This window comes from Nocardia asiatica NBRC 100129 (genome assembly GCF_000308415.1).
GTDB lineage: Bacteria > Actinomycetota > Actinomycetes > Mycobacteriales > Mycobacteriaceae > Nocardia > Nocardia asiatica.
On record NZ_BAFS01000209.1, the window covers coordinates 20683 to 41526 of the forward strand.

The following is a 20844-nucleotide window of genomic DNA, read 5'->3' on the forward strand; positions in this document are numbered from 1 at the left end:
GCGATGTTCGCGTGTGTCGGGTGAATGCCCGCCGGGGTCGCCAGTGAAGCCTGGCAGGGGTGCGCCCGGTTCGCGCAGACTGCCGGTCGTATGGTAATCGCGGCTTATCGTAAGGAATGGGCGGGGCGCATTGCCCGAGTGCGTATCGGGTTCGCCGCGCTGATCACGTCGCCGGACTTGTCGCTGACGGATGTTGTTCGTGGTAAACGTGGTCTGCTGGACGTGGCGTCGCCGCATCTGCTGTATGGCGTGGTGTATGCCGTGACTCAGGATGTGCCGGTTTCGGTGTGGTCGGCACTGATCTGGGGCGGTGGCCTGGTATCAGCTCGGATGATCTTTGGGCAACCCACACGACAAGCCGTCGGCGGACTCGCACTCGCAGTGTTGTCGGGACTGCTGGCTGTTACCACAGGCCGCGGTGTCGACTTCTATCTGCCGCACATGCTGCGCGGCATGGCATGGGGAGTGCTTCTGCTGCTTTCGCTACTGGGACGCCGCCCTCTTGTCGGTGTGCTCGTCGGGCCGGTGGTCGGCGGGACGGCCTGGCGTCAGGACCGGAACTTGCTGCGGGCTTATCGGCAGTGCACCGCCGTCTGGGCGGCCATAATCGGCTTACGGACGGCGGTGCACATACCGCTGTACTTCGCGAACAATGTTGTCGCTCTCGGGATCGCGCATCTACTCGCAGGGGTTCCGTTGTTCACTGTCATGGTGTGTGTCAACCTGCGGATTCTGCGCCGCGGCTATGCCGCTTACCGGGCCGGGCAGCCCGCGGCCTCTACTTCGGCCTTGGACGTGTAACGAATCTCGGGGTAATACGGCCCCATGCCCGACTTCGGGTCGTCGGGGTCAGCGTTCTGGATCGAGTGCCGAAAATCCTTGTCCGGCAGCATATTCCGCATAATCAACAGATTCGATCCGGAGTCGTTGGGCAGCCATCCGATGCCGCAGCCGCCGGTGGCATTCGCTGGCCGATCGTTCGAGGGTGACGCGACGATGGTGTAGAAGCCGTCGGCGTCAACAGCCGTCTCGTCATCGACGACGCATGCGGCAACGGCGGTCGAGACGGGGTTATTGCTGCACAGCGACCAGTACCGCACTTGCCCCGAGCCCATTATCGACTGCTTTTGGTACGTGGCCGGAGTGGTCGGCAGCTTTCCCCGGATCACCGCCACTCGGTTCGGCTCGAGGAGGGTGGCCAGGTACTTGTTGTCCGGGTTCGGGTAGTAGCCACCGCCCGCGGCCGGTTTCCAGTCCGATCCGTGCGGTGATGTCCTTCGGGCGGGCAGTCGCACCGGTTCAGGCGGATTCAGGGCGTGTGGATCGTAGGTCGTGTCGTCAGCGATACAGCCGGACAACTCGTGCTCCACACCATCGGACAGAGCGAAGGTGAGGCGGGGCAGTTTGGTGCCGCCCGTGGAATCGAGCCCCGCGTCAGGCCGGTAGACGCGGTAGGCGACTGGGATGACGCCCGTGACCTCACCCAAGTAGAGGGTGTTGGCCTCCGGCTGCGGAGGCGGGGCGCCCACTACGACGCGAACGGTGTACTCGCGCGCCGAGGCCTCGCGATCGGCGCCGCTGCCGAACGGGTTGACGCTGCCGGCATCGGCGGTGATGACCTGATCATTGAGCGCTCCGATCACCTCTCTCTTGGAGTAAGCCGTAAACGACATGTACCGCGCATGGGGAAAGGTGCCACGGATGGTCAGGATCGCCCCGGGAATCGCTGGCAGGATAGTCGTCCAATAGTTTGCGAATGTGTCCGGGAAGGCGGCGTTGACCGTGCCGGCACCCATCCGCGGGCTCCAGCCGCAGGCAAGGTTATCCGCGACACTACTGTCGGGAGCGGCCGCAGCGGGGGCAGGCCCTGTCGCAGCCGGCACGGCCATCGCGCATCCCAGGACCGCCGCCGATACCGCCGCCCGTACACCAGGGCGCCGACTTGGCGACACGCCTCCGGCTCGGGGATTAGCAAGGAGCTTTATTATTTTCAAGATAACTCTCCGTCGTAGATTGAGGCATCAGCCGATTTCCCTATTGTATAGGCAAGTATCTTGCCTATACTAGCGGAGGGCGTCTGGAACCTGGTTGCGGGCCGACCCGGCAGGCTCGTGCTCGAGAGCGAGGCTCATGAGCCCCTGGCCCGGTGTTGATTGGAGTTGTTACGTGCATCGGACAGATGGATACGAGGGATCGAGAACTGAGCCATGGATTTCGTGCGACACCGGCTTCTCCCAGATAGGTAGCCCATCGGCCGAGTCAATCGGTCGGCCGTCATCGGTGCGGTGGCGGCGCGTGGTCGCCGCGGCTGTCACCGCCCTCGTTGCGGCGTCGGCCTGCTCCATGCCTTCCACATCATCTGATGTTCGCCCGGAAGTAACAGGTGCCGGGGCCGTCTTTCCTGGTTCGGGATGGGAGCAGGCGGACCCAACCGATGCAGGTTTCGAGCCTGTGGTGTTGTCTACCCTCGTTTCCGAGGCGAAGGCAGCCAGCTCGTCGTGTCTGGCGGTTGTGCGCGACGGCAAGGTCGTGGTCGATGAGCACGGGCCGGGTCCGGATATGAATCCTCGAGAGGCGTTCTCGGTGACCAAGTCGTTGACCGGGCTTCTGGTCGGTGTCGCGGTGAGGCGTGCCGAGTTGTCTTTGTCCGACAGAGTCGCCGACTACATACCGCAGTGGCGTGAGACCCCCTCGGCGGGGGTGACGGTAGAACATCTCCTCACCAACACATCGGGTCGGGAATGGGATGCTGCAATCGACTACGGGGAGATGGCAGTGAGGGCGGCGGACAAGTCGGCGTTCGCTATCGGCCTCGGCCAAGAAGCCGAGCCAGGGACCGAGTGGGTATACAACAACTCGGCGGTGCAGGTGCTTGCAAAGGTCCTGCAGACAGCGACCGGGGTGCATCCATCCGACTATGCGGAGGAGCACATCTTCGGCCCACTCGGGATGGATGCTTCCCGACTCGGACGGGATCCTTCCGGCGGAGCGATGACGTTCATGGGCCTGAAAACGACCTGCCTCGACCTCGCTCGCCTCGGAGTCTTCATGCTTCACAATGGGAATTGGAAGGGCATGCAGATCGTGGACGCCGACTATATACGGGCCTCGGTTACCCCGAGTACCAACCACAACCGAGGCTACGGGCGCCTGTGGTGGGTGAATGCCGAGGGAGTCGTAGCATCACCTGCGCTCGCTGTCACCGGTCGAGGCGATCAGCAAATCCGTATGGGCCCGCTGGTTCCGTCCGCTCCCCGCGACACCTTCTGGGCATTAGGTTTCAACAACCAGATACTCGCCGTGGTGCCAGAACAAAACGTCGTGGCCGTCCGGCTAGGCCCGAAACCGCCCCCAGCAGCGCCGTTCGGGTTCCAACAGCTCACCATCAGTGTGCTCGAGGCGATCCGGTAACCCCTTGCGATAGAGGAAGCGATGACCAGCCTTGATCCGCGAACCATCGTGTACCGCTTGATATCTGGGATCATCCCGCAGGACGAGCGCGAGAGCCGGGACCGGACGACCGCGCTCGAACGGATCGACTCCGGCGCTCCGCTGTTTCGCATTGCCCGTCCGGCTACCCCGGACCCCCATTTGTGCGTATATACAGTGCCGCCGGCCAGGACGTTCGGGACGACCTAGAGTGCGCGGTCGAGAATCAAGCGGGCGAGGGCATCGCGGTCCTCGAGCATCGCGATATGCCCGACTCCGCGAAGGTATTCCAGCTTGGCACCCGGCACCGCCTCATACTGACGCGCCGATGCCGGGTCCCAACGAGGGTCGGAATCCCCGAAGATCACGAGGAGTGGCTTTCCGGCGTCGACGAGGCGCTGGGGCACGGTCCGCGCGGCGATGTAGTCGCCGTTGGCGGCGAGAATCGCGCGGAAAGCTCGATAGGACGTCCTTCGCAAGTCGGCCACAGCCCCGTCGGGCACCGTGATCGGAGCCGCCGCTGTCGCTGCCAGTCCGCGGCGGATCATCGAGTCGGTACGGATCGCCCACACGAGCGGACCGAAGGGCGGCGAGGCGAGTACCCGGATGATCGCCGGCTCGGGGAGAAGCGCTGCGTGACTCGGCCCCGTGCTGACCAGGACCAGGTCGCCGACCAGGTCTGGGCGACGCTCCACGAGGGCGGTAGCGACGTACCCTCCGCTGGAGTGGCCGACCACCTTCAGATTTCGGAGGCCGAGCTCGTCCAACACCGCCGCGGTCCGATCCGCCTGCTGCGGAACGGCGTACGTCGACGCCGCCGTGGACTGGCCGCATCCCGGAAGGTCGATCGTGATCACCCGGTACTTCGTGGCGAGCGACGGCACCACTGGCGCCCACATCGAACCGGTTGCGCCCGAGCCGTGGATGAGTAACAAGGGCGGTGCCGCCGGGTTCCCGTCGATGACGACGTGCAATCCGCGGACTGTCGTGTCATCGCGTGTCTGGGTGGGACTCGATTCGCTCATACCGACAGCTTCGTCGCGGGCTGTCACGCCGTATTGGACGAATGTCACGTTATCCCGCTCGGCTAGCCTGGGATGCATGACCGCAACGGGCGGATTGGACTGGGGTCGGGTCGACGTCGCCGTCCCGGTCGGACTACCGACTCCGGGAGTCCAGATGGCGGGTTTCCGGTACCAAGACGTTGGTCCCGTTGACATCACGATGATCCCGCATCCCATGGTGACGCTCCTGCTCGATCTCAGCGAGCACGGAGTCGTCTACGACGTTCTCGGGCGCCCGGTCACGGGGAACGCGATCGTCGGCCTCCGCGCCGGCGCCTTACGCATCACCAGCACAGGGGCCGGCGACGTCCTGCAGATCCGCGTGTCCCCTGTCATCGCCGCAGCGATTCTCCGAGACACCGACATCATCGGCGGCGCCGTGACACCGCTGCCGGAACTGTGGGGCGGCTGCGCTGCCATCTTGACCGAGCGACTCCGTTCGACGCCGTCGTGGGACGACCGGTTCGCAATCGCAGCCGCGTTCCTCCGAAGCCGGGTACCTCGCAAATTCGGTGTAGCACCCGAGATCGCGTACGCCTGGGACCAGACCGTCCGCACCAGAGGCCTGCTCCGCATCGAGACCCTTGCCGCAGAGACCGGCTGGACCCGCCAGCGACTCTGGTCTCGCTTCCGGACCCATATCGGGGTCTCGCCCAAGCATGCATCCGAACTCGTCCGCTTCGACCATGCCGCCCATCTCCTAGCGACAGGGCGCTCGCCTGCGGATGCCGCCGTCGAGGCCGGCTACGCCGACCAATCCCATCTTCACCGTCGAACCAAGGCGATTACCGATATGACCCCCACCGTCGTCGCGAGGGCACCGTGGCTCGCGATCGACGAAGTCGCCTGGCCGACAACCTGATCCCCGCAGCCGAACGAAGATCGACGGCCTATCCGACGGGCACATGAGACCGGAGTGAGCACCGCTCGTCCCGCGAGGTCAGCATGCGATCCCGCCAGATCTGCTGGGGCCGCGATCCCGTTGCGAGCTGGTCTGCTTCGTTCAGACTGCGCTTCGTGCCGACAACGCCCCAAGTGCACGTATGGCCTCCGCGGTCTCCCGCTGGGCTTCCGCCTGCGCGAGGGCAGCATGTGCCTGCGCCTGAGCGATCACGTTCCGCCGCTCCGCTCCGCTGACCGCCTCCCCGGCGGTGAGGCCACTGAGCAGTGCCTCGGCGCGCTGCTTGTGAGTGGTGTAGTCATCCATCGGGCGATTCTCGCACCCTGCCCCATCGTGGGCGATCCACCCCCGCACGCTCATCCGAGTACCGCCTCGAGCCGGCGGCAGCGGTCCCGGTAAACGCGGGGCCTTACACGCAAAACAGGTCAGGCCCGGTCGTAGACCGGGCCTGACCTGCTATCCCTGTGGAGCTAAGGGGACTCGAACCCCTGACCCCCACGCAGGGGTTCTAGATGTCTCGTGGTTCCCATCGCTTCCCGAAACATCCTCTGAACTGCGGGAACGGTACGGTGGTTGGTCCCGACGCTTCCCATTGGTTTCCGTGGTTTCCCGTTCAAACCGGGGGGTTAGCGCGGGGGCGGTCAAGTTTGCACGGTTCCCGGCGGCGGATGTCCTGCGGCCCCGTAGCGGTGCGGGGTGCCTGCCGGGCTGTGGGCCCGGCGGCAGGGCGTCGACAGATTGTCGCGGGTTTCCTACCTATTTTGGTTCCGGGGGTTGTCCTGGGCAGTGCCGGAGACGAATGGTGCTAGCTGGTTGAGAACGGCGGTGGAATCGGGGGCCAGCGCGGGCCGGTCGATGTAGTGCTGTTCGGTGGTGGCACTGTTGCGGTGTCCGGCCTGCCGCTTGGCCTGTTCGGGTCCGAACCCTTCAGCCACGGCGGTCAGGTTCGTCTTGCGGTAGGTCTTCGGGGTGATCCAGGCGTAGGTGGTTCCGCGTGCGGCGCGCCAGGTGCGACCGAAGTTATGAGGGTCGCGCCAGCCGCCACGCCGCGAGGGAAAGAGCGGAGTTTCGTCATCGGGATCCCAATCGTCGGCACCGAGTGCCCGCAGGGTCTCGATGGTGAACGTGGGTAGCACGACAGTGCGGTACCCGGCGTCGGTCTTGGTCCACTCCTGCCGGTACAGCCCAACGCCGGACACACGGACGATGGTGCCGCTGATGGTCATCTCCCACGGGGTCGCGGAGGTGTCGACATCGCAGCGACGGAACGCGAGGCATTCGCCCGGCCGGGCTCCGGTTCCCAGGAGTATGTCGGCGGCGTTGAGGATGTCGGGGTCGCGCGCAGGGCCGCGCGTGTAGGCGGGCGTGCCGGGGATCGCTTCCCCGGCGAGCCAGGTCTCGAGCTGGGCGCGTAGCCCGTTGCGGGTGATCTCGTCCATCGCTTTCGGTTTCGTCCTCTTGCGTTTGATCTTGCCGACTTCACGCATGGGGTTCTCACTAATCGCCCCGTGACGGACGGCCAGGCTCATCATGCCGGTGAGAATGAGCTTGTGGCACTGGGCTTTACGGGTGTGCCCGTTCTTCTGGATCATCTTCAGGTGAGCGTCGAGGTAGGAGGTGTCTGCCTCGAACAGTCGCACGCCGCTCATCGCCGTTTTGATCTTCACGGTGTCTTTGCGGGCACGTGGATCGTCGGAGGGTTCGATCTCCTCCCGATACCATTGCAGGGTTTGCGGGGCCACAGTCTCGTCGAGTTCCATTTCTTCAAGCCAGAGGTCCGCCAGTGCGGGGATCAGCGTGTTCCGGGTGACGGCACCGTTCCGCTGACCCCCCTCGGACTTGATCCGTTCCTGAACTACTTCTTTAAGGCGGTGCTCTGCGGCGGTTTTGCTGGTTCCCCATCCTTCCACCCGGACGGTTTCTCCGCTGTAGGAGCGGTATCGGGCCCGTGCCCGGAATTGCCGTGTTCCGAGTTTCGTGCAGCTTATCTTGCCGTATGTTCCAATTGCCAACGCCTGCCGAGGCATCTCTCCAGCACCTTTCCACACTGTTTGGTCTGCGATCCGGATCTGGTCGGATTCACGCGCTTTCCCCGAGTTCGAGCTGGGCTTCCTCCCAGGCGAGGAGGTCGCTGAATCGATATCTCCGATATCTGCCCATTCGAGCAAAGCGAGGACCTTTTCCGAGCGAGGCCCAGTTCGCGAGGGTTTTCTCAGGGATCTGCAATCGCTGAGATACTTCCTCCGTGCTGAGCCAGTGGTCCGTCACCGAATTCTGAATACTTCCATTTCCCGGCGACGGGCCTACATTCACGCTCGAAATCGGTGCACGGTCAAGCGGTTCGGTCGAGTTGTTTTTCGATCTGCTGCTATTTCCGCTGTTGCCGGCTCTGTGACTGGCAGCCAATCGGCGTGTCCGGTGCGGGGGAAGCGCGCCGCTCGCCCGGTCGGGGCTGGCTGGTGTTGTGTTCGAACCCGTGCGGTCACAGGACTGCAGGGGCGGGCAGGGTTCGGCGGGAGGTCGGGTCATCGTGGTAGCTCCAGACTGTCGGGTCGGACTGGTGTACTCACCTACTTCCGGAAAAATCGCCAATTGGGGACGCCCGGCCCATAGGTAATTCGTCACACCGCGCTATCAACCTCTCGTGTCGGTGGCTGCCCCTACCATGGACTGGTAGCGACCGCGCCAGGGGTGGACTGCGTCGCTACCCAGGGAGGGGTGAACTGATGGACCAGGCTCGGATCGCGACGACCGACGAGATCGTGGACGCGACAGATCTTCTGGCATGGGATCCGGATCTGGTGCAGCGCACCGACTTCACGTGCCCGTCAATCCTGTGCAGTGCGAAGCTCGCCGCGTGTGCGTGGCGTCCAGGCCAGAAGGTCAGGCCGTACTTCTCCGCCAAATGGGGCCATGCCACAGGTTGCGACGTCGACGGGCGGGTCAAGCTGGTGGATCCGCCGGAGCGGCCCGACGATCCCGAACCCCTTGAGGTCGTCGCTGGGTATGTGGCCAAGCTGGTCCTGTCCGATGTCCGACGTATCCAGTCACCGCAACCACCAGCCGACTCTGACGAAACGGAGCCAGTCTCCGAGCCACAGTCGGCAACGGTCACCGATCAGAACACTGTGCGGCTCGGTACATGCCGCACGATTCGCACTCTGTGCAGCACGTTCCTGCACAACCCACCGGAGCTGCGGGCAGCCATGAAACTCGACGTCCCCGGCGTTGACGCCACCCGGTATGCAACCGGGTTCCGTCGCCTGGAACGGTTCGAGATCCGCCGCTACGCCGAACAGCGCATCTTCTACGCGCCGATCCGATGGTCAGCAGAACCCACCGAAACACCTCGAGCACTCACTATCGACTTGTACTGCGGCGACAACGACCCCAGCGGGCTACTCGGACTCGCCCGCCGTATCAACTCCGCATCGACTGGACGCACTGGAGCCCCCGCCAACGCAACTCAGTCACTCGGGAAGTGGAGCATGCCCGCAGCGAAGGCCGACAGCGATACTCACCGGGCAGCCAAGCGGGCTGCTGGGCCTTCTTCCTTGGCAACCAGAACCCCGCAGATCCGGCGACGTTCCACGTAGACGACCACCGACTCGTCTGCTTCCTCGCCGCCGACGGTGTCCACCACGACAGCCAACAATCACCGTGGCGTACCCCCGGTTCAACCGCGGCACCCTCGCGTTGATCAACGGGCACAACGTCGACGGGCCACAGTCACCGCACCTTCTATGGGTCCGGATGTCATCGGTGACGGGGACGCGGTCAGTTGCCACTGCCCATAAGTAACCCGACATCAACGCCCGACACTGATGGCGCCTGACGATTGTCCGCCGTCCTGCTCGTCGAAAATCCCCAGGCACAGCAGGTTTCGACGTTAGCAGTTCGGCCGATGGAGCGGTACAACAATGGTCTCTGTCGGGATGCTGGGCTGGGCCGCTTCCGGCGTGGTGAGCAACGCGACGATCGTGATTGGCTGAACACAGTGCGGGCAGTCCCGGGTGGCAGTCGGCTGCGGCTCGTGAGCCGACGGCCGGTCGGGCGTGATGAGGGCGCGCTGCCGCAGAGCACGGTAGCTATCCAGGCCCTGAACTGGGGATGGCTACTGCCCTGGCTAACCAGCGACCGGCGGCACCTGCCCATCTGTGGGTAGCACTACGTTGCGTGCGGCAAAGTAGCCCAGGTCGATCAGACGCGCGCGCAGCTTGTGCGCTGATGTCGTTACTGCTGTCGGCCAGGAACGCAGCATTTCGATTGCTTTTTCTGCGATGTACTGGCGGTCCCATGGGTTCTCGGGATGGTCGAGCATTGCGAGGCTGATGGTGCAGCTGTCGTCGGTCCCGGGGATTCGCGCGATCCTGTCCGCGATCCACATCTGGTTGCCGATCCGGCTCCCGGTTACCGTGAGAGTATCGGCGGTCATCTGTAGCCAGCGGTCGTCGTCGATGTGCTTCACAAACGCCCACCGACCGGTTCCCTCGAGAACGACTTGCTTGTCGGCGACTGTGTCGGCGCTGATGAGGTGATCCCAGGTCTGGATGGCCCGTGTGAGTCGAACCGAGTCTGGGCCGGCATCTTGGACGAAGAAGGCGATTCGCTCAACCACCTGGGCCAACACCTGCGCCTTGCCGGCGAGACGGTCGATGATGGTGGCGATGTCGTAGCCGGGCTCGTTGCTCAGCAGACCGGTCGCGATGGCGGCGGTGGCATTGTCCACCTCGCGTTTGGCCGCGTTGAACAGATCATCGCGGCACGCGGCGCGAAGCCAAGGCGTGGGATAGCTCCACTTGACGGTGAGGTCGAAAGTCTGTCGACCGAACGGATCTTCTATGAACACGCAGCGCAGGCGGCTCTCGAGCCATTCGGTGGCGATTACTTCGAGGAGCGGACGATGGGATGCGATCACTGCGCGCAGCTCAAGCCCGGATGCGGTTGACAGGGCGATCACCATATCGAGCGTGGCGGTGAATTCGCGGCGGATGCTGTCACGATTGCGGCTTTCCCAGTGCGCCAAGGTCAGCAGCGTGAGCATGCCCTCGCCCCACGGAGAGTTGATGGCGCGCTCGAGCGGATCGGAGCTGACCTCGCCGGTGGAAGGTGCACTCGCAATCAACCTGGAACAGATGTCCCACAGCGTGTCGAGGTGTGCAGCTATGTCGCCGTCCTGGTTTGCCAGCGCCTGAACGAGGCCGAGCATCACCTGTTGGAAACCGTCCGGACCGGTCAGTCCTGCCCTCGGCTCCGAAGGGTCCGGCAATTCGAATGTCTGCTGAAGGCGAGGAACCGTGACGTCGAGGATCTCAGCGGTGCGAGGAACGGCGTCGTTGGGGTTGGCGCGTAAGCCTCGCAGGTAGGCCTCGACCAACTCTCCCGACTGTAGGCCGGTGAACACTTCAAGGCAGCAAGCGCTCCACGTCGCCGGATCGGAATTTACCGTTTCCTCGAAGGCGCCCTCGACCGCGAAGTACCGACGCGATGCCAGGCCATCACCGTCGGAGTTGTATGCGGCGAGCAGACCAATGGCCTCTGAAGGAGGTAGCGAGGACAGCCTCGACGTGGTCAGTGGGTGGTCGATCTCCTGAAACTCGATTTGTGGCCTCTGCTCGACAGTCAGCGCTGAGGTGTCGGGGCGGCCGAAGTGTTCGGACAGCCGGTCGACCGCTTCTGTCCATGCGCTCAGGACGCTTTCGGGCAGAATCGCAGCCCAGCGCCACATCCTGCGCCAATCCGCTGGAACGTAGTCCTCGTCGAGCCAGGCTGAGGGCGTTGCGGATGCCTGGACCCATGGCCCAAGGTCGTCTGCGGTGGGGCTGCGATCCATGATGCTGTTGACCAGGACCAGGTCCTCGGCCGTTGCGCCAGCCGACTTGATTCGCGTCGCGACGTGAGCGATTGCTTCGGGGAGGTGCTGGTCGGTTGCGGTCGCGAGGACTTGAGAGCGGAGCCGGTCACCGACTTCGCCTTCAACTCTCTCGACCCAAGCCCACAGTTCATCGAAGGAGACGTCGTGCTGCGGTGCGATAGAGATCATCCGCGACAGATGATGGGCAAACAACGGCAACGTCTGCGGACGATCAAGCATCTCCAGGCCCAGAGCCTCGACACCGAGCCAGCGCCACGCTGCCTTCTCCGACTCGTCCTTCGCCTTTCGCCGGGTCTTGCCGGCCAGCATGCGTCCGCGCTGGACAAAATTCTCAGGGGTCAAACCATCGACCAGATGGGACAAGATCTCGGCGGTCTCGTAGTCGGCCGACCGCGGGAACGGGCTGGTGTAGTTGAGCACCGCATCCGCGACCGAATCGACGAACGGATCATGCGGGTCAGCCTCCAGAGCCCCACGAACGGCAAGGGCTTGCACGGACCCGTTGTCTGCGTGCAACCCCGCGACCGCGGCCACTACGGATCGGCCTTCGGTCCCGAGATGGATAGCGACGCGCAGTATCTCGAAACGTGGATCGAGCCGCTGATCTGTCGGCAGCTGCACGACATCACATAGCACCCGCTCGAGTAGCTCGGCGACCCGAGCGGGAGGAATGTGTCCGGCACCGCCAGCCAACGCGGCAACCGGCCAACCCTCCTCACGCGAGGGCACTGTCACCAGGCCTGCCGAGTACAACGCCGACAGCCATGCCGGGTCTTGCACCTCGGCGAAAAACAGCCGCAGGTGGTGGCTGTTGGCGACCAGATGCTCCAACTTCTGGGTCTGCGTCGGGGAAGTCCATGGCTGCGCCGCCAAGTCCAGAATTTGATCGGCAACCTCGTCGGGTGGAGCAAACACTCGTCCGAACCACGCGAGAACCCGATCGAAGAGCCGCTCCGCTTGGAGGTCTGACAGGTCGCCGTGCAAGCCCTTGTTGGCGACATCGAGGAGTTCTTGGAATTCCGCCACCGGGTCCATCGCACTATCGAGGGGCTCGACACCGGCGCGGAACCGTAGCTGGGCGATGAGCCTGCGCGCGTAGCCCGAAGCGCGGGATTCACCCGACGCCACTTTCCGCATCACGGATTCGAATATCGCCCGCGCTGCCTCGCGGTCGGAATTGGGGCTGGAAACCTGTGCCTCGTAGGTGGCCCAGGCGGTGAGCACCAGCGGAAGTCCACCTTCGGCCGGATCATGGCTTCCGACAACACGATTTAGGGCTTCACGCAAGTTGTAGGCAGCGCTGGCGGCCAGACGGAGCCCACGAGTGTCGGTTTCCAGTTGCCGCAGCAGCTCTTGGGCGGTCCGTAGGCAGTTGATCACTTCGTCGGCGTCTTCGTCGCCGATTTCCATGCGCAGCCGATGTTGGACTGCTGGGGCGAGGTCGAGGACCGTGCTGTCCTCTACCTCGGTGCCGCCTACTGTGGAGTGTTCCTGCACATGAGCAGGTTAAGCGAGACGTCAACCCGGGTGAATAAACTTTGCGTACTTGCACGGTCGCTGTGACTGTCACGGAGACAGCTAGGTTTCTCCACCGGCGGACGTCCCCCCCGGCGTGCCTGACGCGAAGGTTCAGACTACCCCCCAGTTGTCGAACCACAGCGGCGGACGCTGCGGGTCTATGCCGCCGGCGAGGACGGTTGCCTACCAGGCCGTCGCCTTCGACGAGGTCGACCCGCGTCGGCACCTGGCGTAGCGGCCAAATGCGCGAAGTCCTCGGACGGGGCCAGACCCCGCGCCAGCGACTGGAATGCGCCAGCGCACCGACCAGCAGATGCGCGTGCCGACCCAATCCCCAGCCGACGGGCGGGTCGGGCAATTCGACTCAGTCCCACTGAGTTTACTCGCCCGGCGGGTGCTCGATGATCCCGACGTCACGGCCCTTCGCCGCGTGGCAGGGCTCGCAGTGCGCAAGCCCAAGGGTACGGATCGCCGGTGATCAGCGACGGATACGACCCGGTGAACCCCAGCGCGACGATCTCGTCGGGTGGAGCGAAGAGCGAGTTCGCCGCCGCCGTCGAGAGTAGAGCCCAGGCATAGCCTGCGCCTGGGTAGCTGGCGCGCGAATTCTCCTACAGCGGGGTTCGACCTCGCCGATAACGCCAAGCGGGGGTCGGGCCGTACCGTTGAATTCCCCTGGAAAGACGGGCAAGTTCGGTGATTCACTAATTCCGTGTCCGAACCGCAGGATTTACCCGCTGAGGTCATCGACGCCGTATGGGACAAGATCGGTCCTGCTGTCGACTCAATGCTAGAGCGTGTCCGTTCCATTCGCGCGTTTCACACCGCTGCAGGATCTGTTCTCGCGGGTGACGACGCAGGGCTCAGACCAACCCCCTACTCCGTTAGTGCGGCTGCGGTATCGTGTCTGACCTCGGCTATCGACCACCTACATGCGCTGAAGTCCTATGCCGTCGACGGACCCGTGCTCCACATCTCATCGCCGTTCAGCCTCGCCCGCGGAGCTCTAGAAAATCTGTCGATCGCGTACTGGATCCTGCATCCAGCCGATCGAACCGATCGACTGCAGCACGCCCTTCGGTGGTGGGCGCAGAACTTCCTGGATGCTGAGCGGGCTCTCCGCCCGGTAGGAGGTATAGCAGACGGCGCTACAGAATCGGCTCTACTCCAGCTGGAGGAACTGGCACGACGGACCGGCGTCACCGCCACCCTGATCCGCAAGGGCCACAGCAGTAGCGTGGCGGTGAAGTACACCAACCAGCACGCGATAGAGGCTCGGCAGGTCCTCTTTGCATGGCAACTGTGCTCCGGATTCGCGCACGGTCGAGGCTGGGCGATCCATGGAGTGTCCAGCGCCGAGACTATCCGCGTTGCCGGACAGGACGAACAGATTGTCCGGTTGTCGTCAAACGACACAGTCTTACTGTGGGTGACTCTTACCTCGCACAGGCTGGCCACAGAGGCGTTCCGCATTCTCGACCAGAAGTGTGGCGACATTTCCGGGCAAAGTTCGGCGGCCGAGTGACAGTGTGGAAGGCGCGAAGCGATTGGGTCGAAGCACCACTTCGTACGCAGAGAACCACCAGTTGGGTCCGGGGCCGATCGTTGTGTCCTGCGCGGCCACCCACAGCCGCCTGACACGAAACGATAGCCGCGAACATCCGTCGCCTGCGAACAAGGATCGCGGAGACGCTAGCTGGCGATCCTGCCTGCGTCACTCGAGTCACCGACCCGCCCTGAAACTACATCTCGACCGGTGATGAGTGGAATGTGCTGGCTCGGTGTGTGTTTGGATCAGTCATGGCCATCCGTCGAGGTCGATGTCGCTGTCGTCAGTGTCTGTGGTGGCGGCTAGTTCGCTGGGATCGGTGGTGATGAGCGCGTTTTCGGTGTGCGAGGCGAGGGAGCCGAACACCGCGCGGTCGGTGCCGCCGACCGCGAGCAGTCCCGATCCGCGTGCGGCCGAGAGCAGGAACTGCTGCTCACCCTCGGAAAGGTGGAAGGCGGTAGCGACCTCGTCGATGGCCTGGGGTGCCTGGCGCAGCAGGATCTGAGTCGCGGCGTTGGAGATGATCGCGCGCCCCAGCTCGGTTGAGCACACATCCGCGCAGTCCTGCGTGGCGACGGTTAATCCGGCCCAGTGTTTGCGGAAGCTCTTCGCTGCCCGGAACAGGAACGCTGCTCCGGCGGGCTGGCGAAGGAGCAGCCATGCCTCGTCCACGGTGATCATGCGGGGCCGCCGCTGCCCCGGATTCGACACCCGCCGCCACGTCGCATCCAACACGAGGAGTGTGCCGATGGTTTTCAGCTCGTCGGGTAGCTCTCGAAGCGAGAACACGATCAGCCCGCCCTGGGCCTCGGTGGCGGTCGGCCCGTCGATCAATCCCGCGTAGGCTCCCTCGCCGACGTAGGGGTGCAGCCCGGCCGCCAGTTCGGTGGCGGCGGCCGAGCCGAGCCGGTCGAGCTGGTCGCGCAACCCGCTCAACGTGGGCGCGGGGCGGGTCCAGGTGGCGGGGTCGTCGGTGATCCCGGCAGCGGCGTAGGTGGCGGCCAGCGCGGCGTCCAGGGCCGACCGTTGTGCGGCGGTCTGGTCCCCCAGCAGCACCTGGATCAGGGTGTGCAAGAAGAGCTTGCGGCGGGTGAGGGCATCGGTGGGAGCGCTGCGGCGGCCATCTGCTCGGGTGTGGACTTCCAGGTCGAACGGGTTGAGCCGCACCCCGGGAGCGCCGAGGCGGATGTGGGTGCCGCCCACGGACTCGGCGAGGCGCCGGTATTCGTCCTCGGGATCGATCACGACCTGCTCGATCCCGCGATACAGCGCACGCAGGATCTCGGTCTTGACCAGGTAGGACTTGCCCGCACCACTGCGCCCGAGCACGACAAGGTTGTGGTTGTGGGCCTCAGGGCCGAACCGGTCCACGAACAGCAGCCCGGAGGCAGCGTCGCGGCCGTAGAGAACGCCCTGCGGGCGGTCGGCCTGCGCCGGGTCGGCGGCGGGCAGTTGTGGGGAGTCGAAGGGGAACGCCGCGGCGAGGGCGGTGGTGTCGAAGGTCCGCTGCACCCGGATCAGATCGAGCCCGAGAGGCAACGTGGTGACCCACGCTTGAGCGGCGCGGTAGGACAGCGTGCAGGTGTCCACGAGCAGGCTCGCCGCCAGCGCCCGCGCGGCGGCGACCTCGTCGGCCAGTTCGGTTTCCGAGGCGGCGTGCACGGTGACGTACACCCCGACCCGGAACAGTCGCGCTTCGGCGCGCGCGACGCGGGCCGAGAGGTCGGCGGCGTCTTCGACGGCGACGTCGACCTGCGGGTCGGTCAGTCGGCCTCGGCCGAGGTCGTGCATACGGGAGGACTCGAGGCGTGCTTGTTGGCGGCGTAGGCGGGTGGCGGCGGTGGCCGGGTCGACGGGCTCGATGTGTACCGCGACCTCGACCCGGCCCGGGTGTGAGAGCAGCGGCGCGAGCCAGCCGGCCGTCACCTCGCGCGGGTATCCGGTGACCGCGAGCGTCGCGCTCCAATCGGATCCGATCTCGAGATGCCGGGTGCCGATGGTGAGGGATTCCGGCGCGAACCGGTCGAGGTCCTCACCGGTGAACGGGTCCGGTGCCCGGGTGTCGGGGTCGGTGGTGATGATCGTGTCGGCCGTGGTGATGTCGGCGGCGGCTGAGACAAGGCTCTCGGGGTTGGTGCAGCTGGTCAGCACTGCCGTGGCCTGTGTCTCATCGAGGGCGGTGACCGAGATACCCAGCGGGGAAAGCACATCGGCGGCCTCGTGCATGCGGCGCAGCAGCCGGGACTCGGCTGCACGGCGAGCACCGCTCGACAGTGCTCGCCGTGCCCGGCTCCGGCCGGGCAGCCGTGCGCGCAGCCCTGTGGCGGCCAGGGTCTCGGTCTGTTCGCGCCAGATCAGCAGTACCTGTCGGTGGACCGGGTCCTCGCGGGCGGTCAGTTCGGCGAGGTGATCGGCGTGGTCGAGTGCTGCGGTGGCGAGGTCGGGTGACATGTGTTCGGCGGCGGTGTGCAGGCCGGTGATGTGTTCGGTCAGGTCCAGGCGTGCCGAGCGGACGAGGATCTCTACGGGTTGGCGCAGGGTGTGTAGCCAGCCCGCGAGCTGACCGACGAGGCTGTCCTGTTCGGCTGGAGTGCGCAGGCTCAGGTTGAGGGTTCCGGTGACGGCGATGACGGCGAGTCCGTCGGCGCCGAGGTCGATCACCCCGACCCCGCCACCTCCACCACCGCTCGCGGTCACCGGCTCCGGTAGCCGTGCCGCCTGCGCGGTCAACGCGGCTGGTGTCGGCGGACGCGACCGGGTCCTGGTGGCGCGGTGGGAGATCCATCGCGGGGATTCCTGCACGCGCGTCCTGACGAGGCGGCGGGGGCGGAGTCGGTGGCGGATGGCGGCCACGAGCAACAGGTCGGCCGACAGTCCGTCACGGCGGGTGAGGACCGCGACGCCGACCACGACCAGGACCGGGGAGGCGACGGCGGCGAACACCGCAGGGGCGATCACGGTCCTGGTCGCGGTCCAGGCCGAGTACGCGATCAGGGCGGCGGTGGCGAGGACGGCGAGCTGGCGGGCGGTGAAGGGGCCCAGGATGCGGTCCGAGCGGTCGACGTCGGCGGGGATGCGCACGATGGTGCTCATCGCAGGGTGCCTCCTCTCGGTGCGCGTGGCGCGCGGCGGCGCACGGGCAGATCGGGCATGGGCAGATGCAGCTGCCGCCCCGTTGGGCGCGCCGGGGCGGGTGCGGGTGGCTGTGGTGGGTTCGGTGGCGGCGTTACGGGTTTGACGCGGGTGACCGGGAACGGCAGCGGGTACTGGCCGCTGCGGGTCGGCCGCAGCCGCGCGTAGGGATCGGCCGGGGTGGGTTCGGTGAAATCGAAGGCGAGCTGTTCGGGCCGCCGCCGGGGGCCGGGGCGTTCCGGTGGCGGGGCCGGTGCCGGGGGTGTGGGCCGGACCCGGCGCACCGGGATCGGGAGCGAGTACTGACCCCCGGCCCCGGCCCGGATGCCTCGGTACGGGTCTGGCGGGGTGAAGTCGAACGCGAGTTGCCGTCCACGCGGCGTCCGGGGCGGGCGAGGGGGCGTGGTATCGGTCGAGTCGGCCGGTGTCGGGCTGGGTTGCCGCGCGACGCGGCGCACTCCTTCCAGGGGCAGCATGAGCTGTCCGTCGTGTGTCGAGCGCGCCCGCGCATACGGGTCGGCAGGTCCGGCGCTGCCGGTGGCGGTGCGTGGTGCTCGCGGGACACGGGCGGGACGTGGGCCGCGCCGGGCCGGTGTCGCCGAGGCGGCGGTGCGGGCGCTGCTCGCGGTGGTGGCTCCTTTGAGGAGGCCGAGGGTTTTGTAGGCGATGAAGCCCCGCGCGATCGACCCGACGAAGCTGCGGCCTTGGCCGATCTTGAGCACCGACAGCAGCCAGAACGGGGTCTTGATCAACACGAACATCAACGCCAAAGCGACGGTGAGGTCGGCGATCTCGTTGGCGTCCGGGCCGAAGAGGTGCCATCCGCCCGGGGCGAGCAACACCCGCAGCACGGTCACCAAGATCAGTGACTGCACGACCTGGATCGCCAGGCACGCGGCGAACGAACGCCACCACCACCGCGCCACGCCGTCGATGCCGGGCAGTGCGTGACACATCAACGCCAGCGGTGCCGCCACGATCAGCACGATCGTGATCGAGACACGGATGACGTAGCTGATGAGCAGCACGAGCAGCATCACCACCAACGCCAGGTGCAGCAGCAGGAAAAAGCCGTGGCTCTGGTGGCTGGTCACCGCGAGCTCGGCCAGGGCATCGGCTGCCGACCCGGAGTCGACACCGTCTCCGGCCACCGCACCTGCGAGGGCGTTGGCGAACCCGATCCCGGCCGTGGCGATCATCATGCTCAACGCCCCGGTGACGAACCCGACCACCAGCCGGGGCGCGAGTTCGCGGATCGACCATTGGGTCTGCAGGGTCTCGCGCATCATCAGCAGCACCCCGGCCGCCATCACGACCAGGACGTAGAGGGCGGTGACGATCTGCCACGACTGGTTCCACAGCACACCGATCTGCGGTATCCGCCCCGGTTCAGGGGTGGTCAGCAGGGTTTCCGACAGCAGTTCGAGCAGCGGGTTGAGCGAGGACTCGACGATCCGCTGGAAGAACCCGTCGATCGCGTTCTCCACGCACCCGTTGATGTTGGTGACCCCGCACTCGGCCGACCCGGACCCCGACCCCGGCGTGGGGGTCGTGGTGCCGGGCGTGGTCGTGGTCGGCGAGGCCGGGGTCGGGGTGGTGGAGGGCGGGGTCACCCACCGGCTCGGCGGAGTTGTCGTGGTCGGTGGTGTGGTTGGCGGGGCGGGTGTGGCCGGTGTCGGGGTCACCGGCACGGTCGGTGTCGGTGTCGGGGGCTGGGCGGAGGCACCGGTAGCGCCGGTGACGGCGATCAGGACCGCGGCGAGAACCACCGCTGCGGCGGCAGCGGTGCGCGCGGTTCGTGAGTACTGGACGGGGACGGCTGCGGGTGGGGCCTGTGCCGAGGTGTTCACGGTCAGGCTCCGATGATGGACTTGAGAACGGTGACGATGACCGGTGCCAGCATCGCCAGCGCGTAGCCGAGGCAGGCGGCGCGGAAGGCGGTCTTGGCCTTCTCGGTCTCGCTGGGATCGCCCCCACCGAGCAGGTAGCGGGCACCGGCGATGGTCAGGAACAGGGTCGCCAGCCCGGCGAGGATTCCCACGATCCAGTTGCGCGCGTTGTTGATCACCTGATCCAGCGATGAGGCGACCGCCAGCACCGCCGTCTGCGGCGGTGCGGCCGTCGCCGATCCGGCCATGAGCATCAGCAGCGCCACGGTGGTGCCCAGCGCCGCGAGGATCCTCGGCCACCGGCGTCGCAGCACCAGCTGTCGAATCGGAGCCTGCGCCTGGCTGAGGTGTTTAGGGTGCGCGTTCATGCCGCAGCCTCCTGCCCGTGCTCGGTGCTCGACTGCACCGGTGCCGCAGAGTGCCGGTGCGGCCGGCGACCTCGCCGCGGTGACCGGGCGGGCGGCGCGAGGGCGGTGACCGCCTCGGCCTCGACTGTGCTCGTCCGCTGCGGGTCGACGTCCCGGCGGCGGTCGCTCAGCCACGCCAGCAGCGCGCGCTCGGCGCGGGGGCGCGCCTTGCGGAGCTTCCACAGCGACACCCCGCGCTCGGCCGCCAGCGCGGTCAGCGATCGCCCCTCCCATCGCGAGGCCGCGATGAGTTCGGCCGCCTCTTGCGAGATCACTCCAGCGGCCACGGCGTGTGCCAGGACTGTCTCGGGGTGGCCCGGCCCGGCCACGATCGCCTGCACCCGTTCACCGAGCGGGGCGAGGTCGCGATCGAGGTCTGCGACCACCGTCACGCCGGTTTGCTGCTGGTATGCCGCCCTGAGCATGGCGCGGTAGGCACCCCACCGCAGCCGATGCCACACGCCCGGCTCTTCCAAGCCGACGCGCCGGAGGTGCCCCAGAAAGGCGGTCAGCACTTCGGACTCGATGTCGTGGCCCGCGGTGTAACTCGGTGTCGCGTATTCGCGTGCGGTTCGCGACAGCATCGGTGCGGCCAGTGCGGCGCACACCAGCATCGCGTCCTCGTCCTCAGCGCGGACTCGTTCGAGCAGCCACACCCAGATCGCGTCGACCTCATCCATCGGTGTCACCGGATCCCACAGCCGCTCGCGCAGCTGCCCCCACGTCCGCACCGGACCGGCGGGGGCGGCCTGCGCTGTCGGCACCGGGCGCGGATCGGTGGGCAGCGCCTCGGCGGCGATCTTCTCGAAACCGGACCGCACCACGGCCAGCGGCAAGCCCGGCTTTTCGACCGGTATCCGATATTTCGCGACGTGCGTATTCGTCACCACAGATCTCCTTGATCGATCAAAACTTCCGACCTCACAAGGACACCGAACACCCCTATCCGAAAGGCATCCAAACCCTATCCAAACCACACCCAAACCTATCCGAAACATATCCAAGTCACATCCTGGGTGAGCTGGCGAATATCGCGCTACCAGATCGACACCCCTCCACCGCCCGAAGCGACCAACCGAT

General features: G+C 66.0%; 16 protein-coding genes. 6 read left to right on the top strand and 10 right to left on the bottom strand.

The annotated features are described in order from the left end of the window. The first annotated feature begins 90 nt into the window (after positions 1-90). Positions 91-801 carry a DUF3159 domain-containing protein gene (locus ON27_RS20125; RefSeq protein WP_157227244.1) on the top strand — a complete coding sequence of 237 codons (711 nt, stop codon included), beginning with the start codon at positions 91-93 and terminating at the stop codon, positions 799-801. Here ON27_RS20125 and ON27_RS20130 read toward each other — a convergent pair. Continuing rightward, a complete protein-coding gene (locus ON27_RS20130; RefSeq protein WP_157227245.1) occupies positions 753-1796 on the bottom strand; it encodes a hypothetical protein in 1044 nt (347 codons plus the stop codon). The two genes, ON27_RS20125 and ON27_RS20130, sit on opposite strands and share 49 nt — an antisense overlap. 499 nt (positions 1797-2295) lie before the next feature. Here ON27_RS20130 and ON27_RS20135 point away from each other — a divergent pair, with 499 nt between their 5' ends. Further along, the gene (locus ON27_RS20135; protein ID WP_157227246.1) at positions 2296-3411 is read left to right on the top strand and encodes a serine hydrolase domain-containing protein; all 1116 of its coding nucleotides are present in this window, start codon (positions 2296-2298) and stop codon (positions 3409-3411) included. 224 nt (positions 3412-3635) lie between these two features. On the opposite strand, the gene ON27_RS20145 is transcribed toward ON27_RS20135, so the two are convergent. Then, complete coding sequence (locus ON27_RS20145) at positions 3636-4454, bottom strand: alpha/beta fold hydrolase (RefSeq protein WP_043729815.1); 819 nt, start codon at positions 4452-4454, stop codon at positions 3636-3638. A gap of 214 nt (positions 4455-4668) precedes the next feature. Between ON27_RS20145 and ON27_RS20150 the strand changes: the two genes are divergently transcribed. After that, a complete protein-coding gene (locus ON27_RS20150; protein WP_245560022.1) occupies positions 4669-5355 on the top strand; it encodes an AraC family transcriptional regulator in 687 nt (228 codons plus the stop codon). A gap of 141 nt (positions 5356-5496) precedes the next feature. Here the strand turns inward: ON27_RS20150 and ON27_RS20155 are convergent, their stop codons facing one another. From ON27_RS20155 to ON27_RS41360, 3 genes are all read right to left on the bottom strand, one after another. Next, positions 5497-5700 (bottom strand): hypothetical protein, encoded by a 204-nt coding sequence (locus ON27_RS20155; protein WP_068057770.1) that lies wholly within the window; start codon positions 5698-5700, stop codon positions 5497-5499. A 446-nt stretch (positions 5701-6146) separates the two neighbouring features. After that, complete coding sequence (locus ON27_RS20160; RefSeq protein WP_157227247.1) at positions 6147-7304, bottom strand: tyrosine-type recombinase/integrase; 1158 nt, start codon at positions 7302-7304, stop codon at positions 6147-6149. A 169-nt stretch (positions 7305-7473) separates the two neighbouring features. Then, positions 7474-7923, bottom strand: a complete 450-nt coding sequence (locus tag ON27_RS41360; RefSeq protein ID WP_083887683.1) for a helix-turn-helix domain-containing protein — start codon at positions 7921-7923, stop codon at positions 7474-7476. Positions 7924-8120: 197 nt separating this feature from the next. On the opposite strand from ON27_RS41360, the gene ON27_RS20165 reads away from it, so the two are divergent. Continuing rightward, positions 8121-8990, top strand: coding sequence for a hypothetical protein (locus ON27_RS20165; protein ID WP_043729832.1), 870 nt, complete (start codon positions 8121-8123; stop codon positions 8988-8990). Positions 8991-9520: 530 nt separating this feature from the next. Here the strand turns inward: ON27_RS20165 and ON27_RS20170 are convergent. Further along, a complete protein-coding gene (locus ON27_RS20170; protein ID WP_157227248.1) occupies positions 9521-12766 on the bottom strand; it encodes a hypothetical protein in 3246 nt (1081 codons plus the stop codon). A 733-nt stretch (positions 12767-13499) separates the two neighbouring features. On the opposite strand from ON27_RS20170, the gene ON27_RS20175 reads away from it, so the two are divergent. Further along, positions 13500-14312: a hypothetical protein gene (locus ON27_RS20175; RefSeq protein ID WP_157227249.1), complete on the top strand. Its 813-nt coding sequence runs from the start codon at positions 13500-13502 to the stop codon at positions 14310-14312. A 273-nt stretch (positions 14313-14585) separates the two neighbouring features. Here ON27_RS20175 and ON27_RS41365 read toward each other — a convergent pair whose 3' ends face one another. Both ON27_RS41365 and ON27_RS43930 read right to left on the bottom strand, forming a co-directional pair. Next, on the bottom strand, positions 14586-17429 hold the full coding sequence (locus ON27_RS41365; RefSeq protein WP_083887684.1) for a PrgI family protein: 2844 nt from the start codon (positions 17427-17429) through the stop codon (positions 14586-14588). After that, on the bottom strand, positions 17426-18955 hold the full coding sequence (locus ON27_RS43930) for a TrbL/VirB6 family protein (RefSeq protein WP_051046796.1): 1530 nt from the start codon (positions 18953-18955) through the stop codon (positions 17426-17428). Before ON27_RS43930 ends, ON27_RS41365 begins: the two co-directional genes overlap by 4 nt. 10 nt (positions 18956-18965) lie before the next feature. On the opposite strand from ON27_RS43930, the gene ON27_RS39940 reads away from it, so the two are divergent. Beyond that, positions 18966-19334 carry a hypothetical protein gene (locus ON27_RS39940; protein ID WP_051046797.1) on the top strand — a complete coding sequence of 123 codons (369 nt, stop codon included), beginning with the start codon at positions 18966-18968 and terminating at the stop codon, positions 19332-19334. Here the strand turns inward: ON27_RS39940 and ON27_RS20190 are convergent. After that, positions 19321-19725: a pilin gene (locus ON27_RS20190; protein WP_051046798.1), complete on the bottom strand. Its 405-nt coding sequence runs from the start codon at positions 19723-19725 to the stop codon at positions 19321-19323. The genes ON27_RS39940 and ON27_RS20190 overlap by 14 nt on opposite strands. Next, on the bottom strand, positions 19722-20651 hold the full coding sequence (locus tag ON27_RS39945; protein WP_157227251.1) for a hypothetical protein: 930 nt from the start codon (positions 20649-20651) through the stop codon (positions 19722-19724). Before ON27_RS39945 ends, ON27_RS20190 begins: the two co-directional genes overlap by 4 nt. Positions 20652-20844 lie beyond the last annotated feature (193 nt).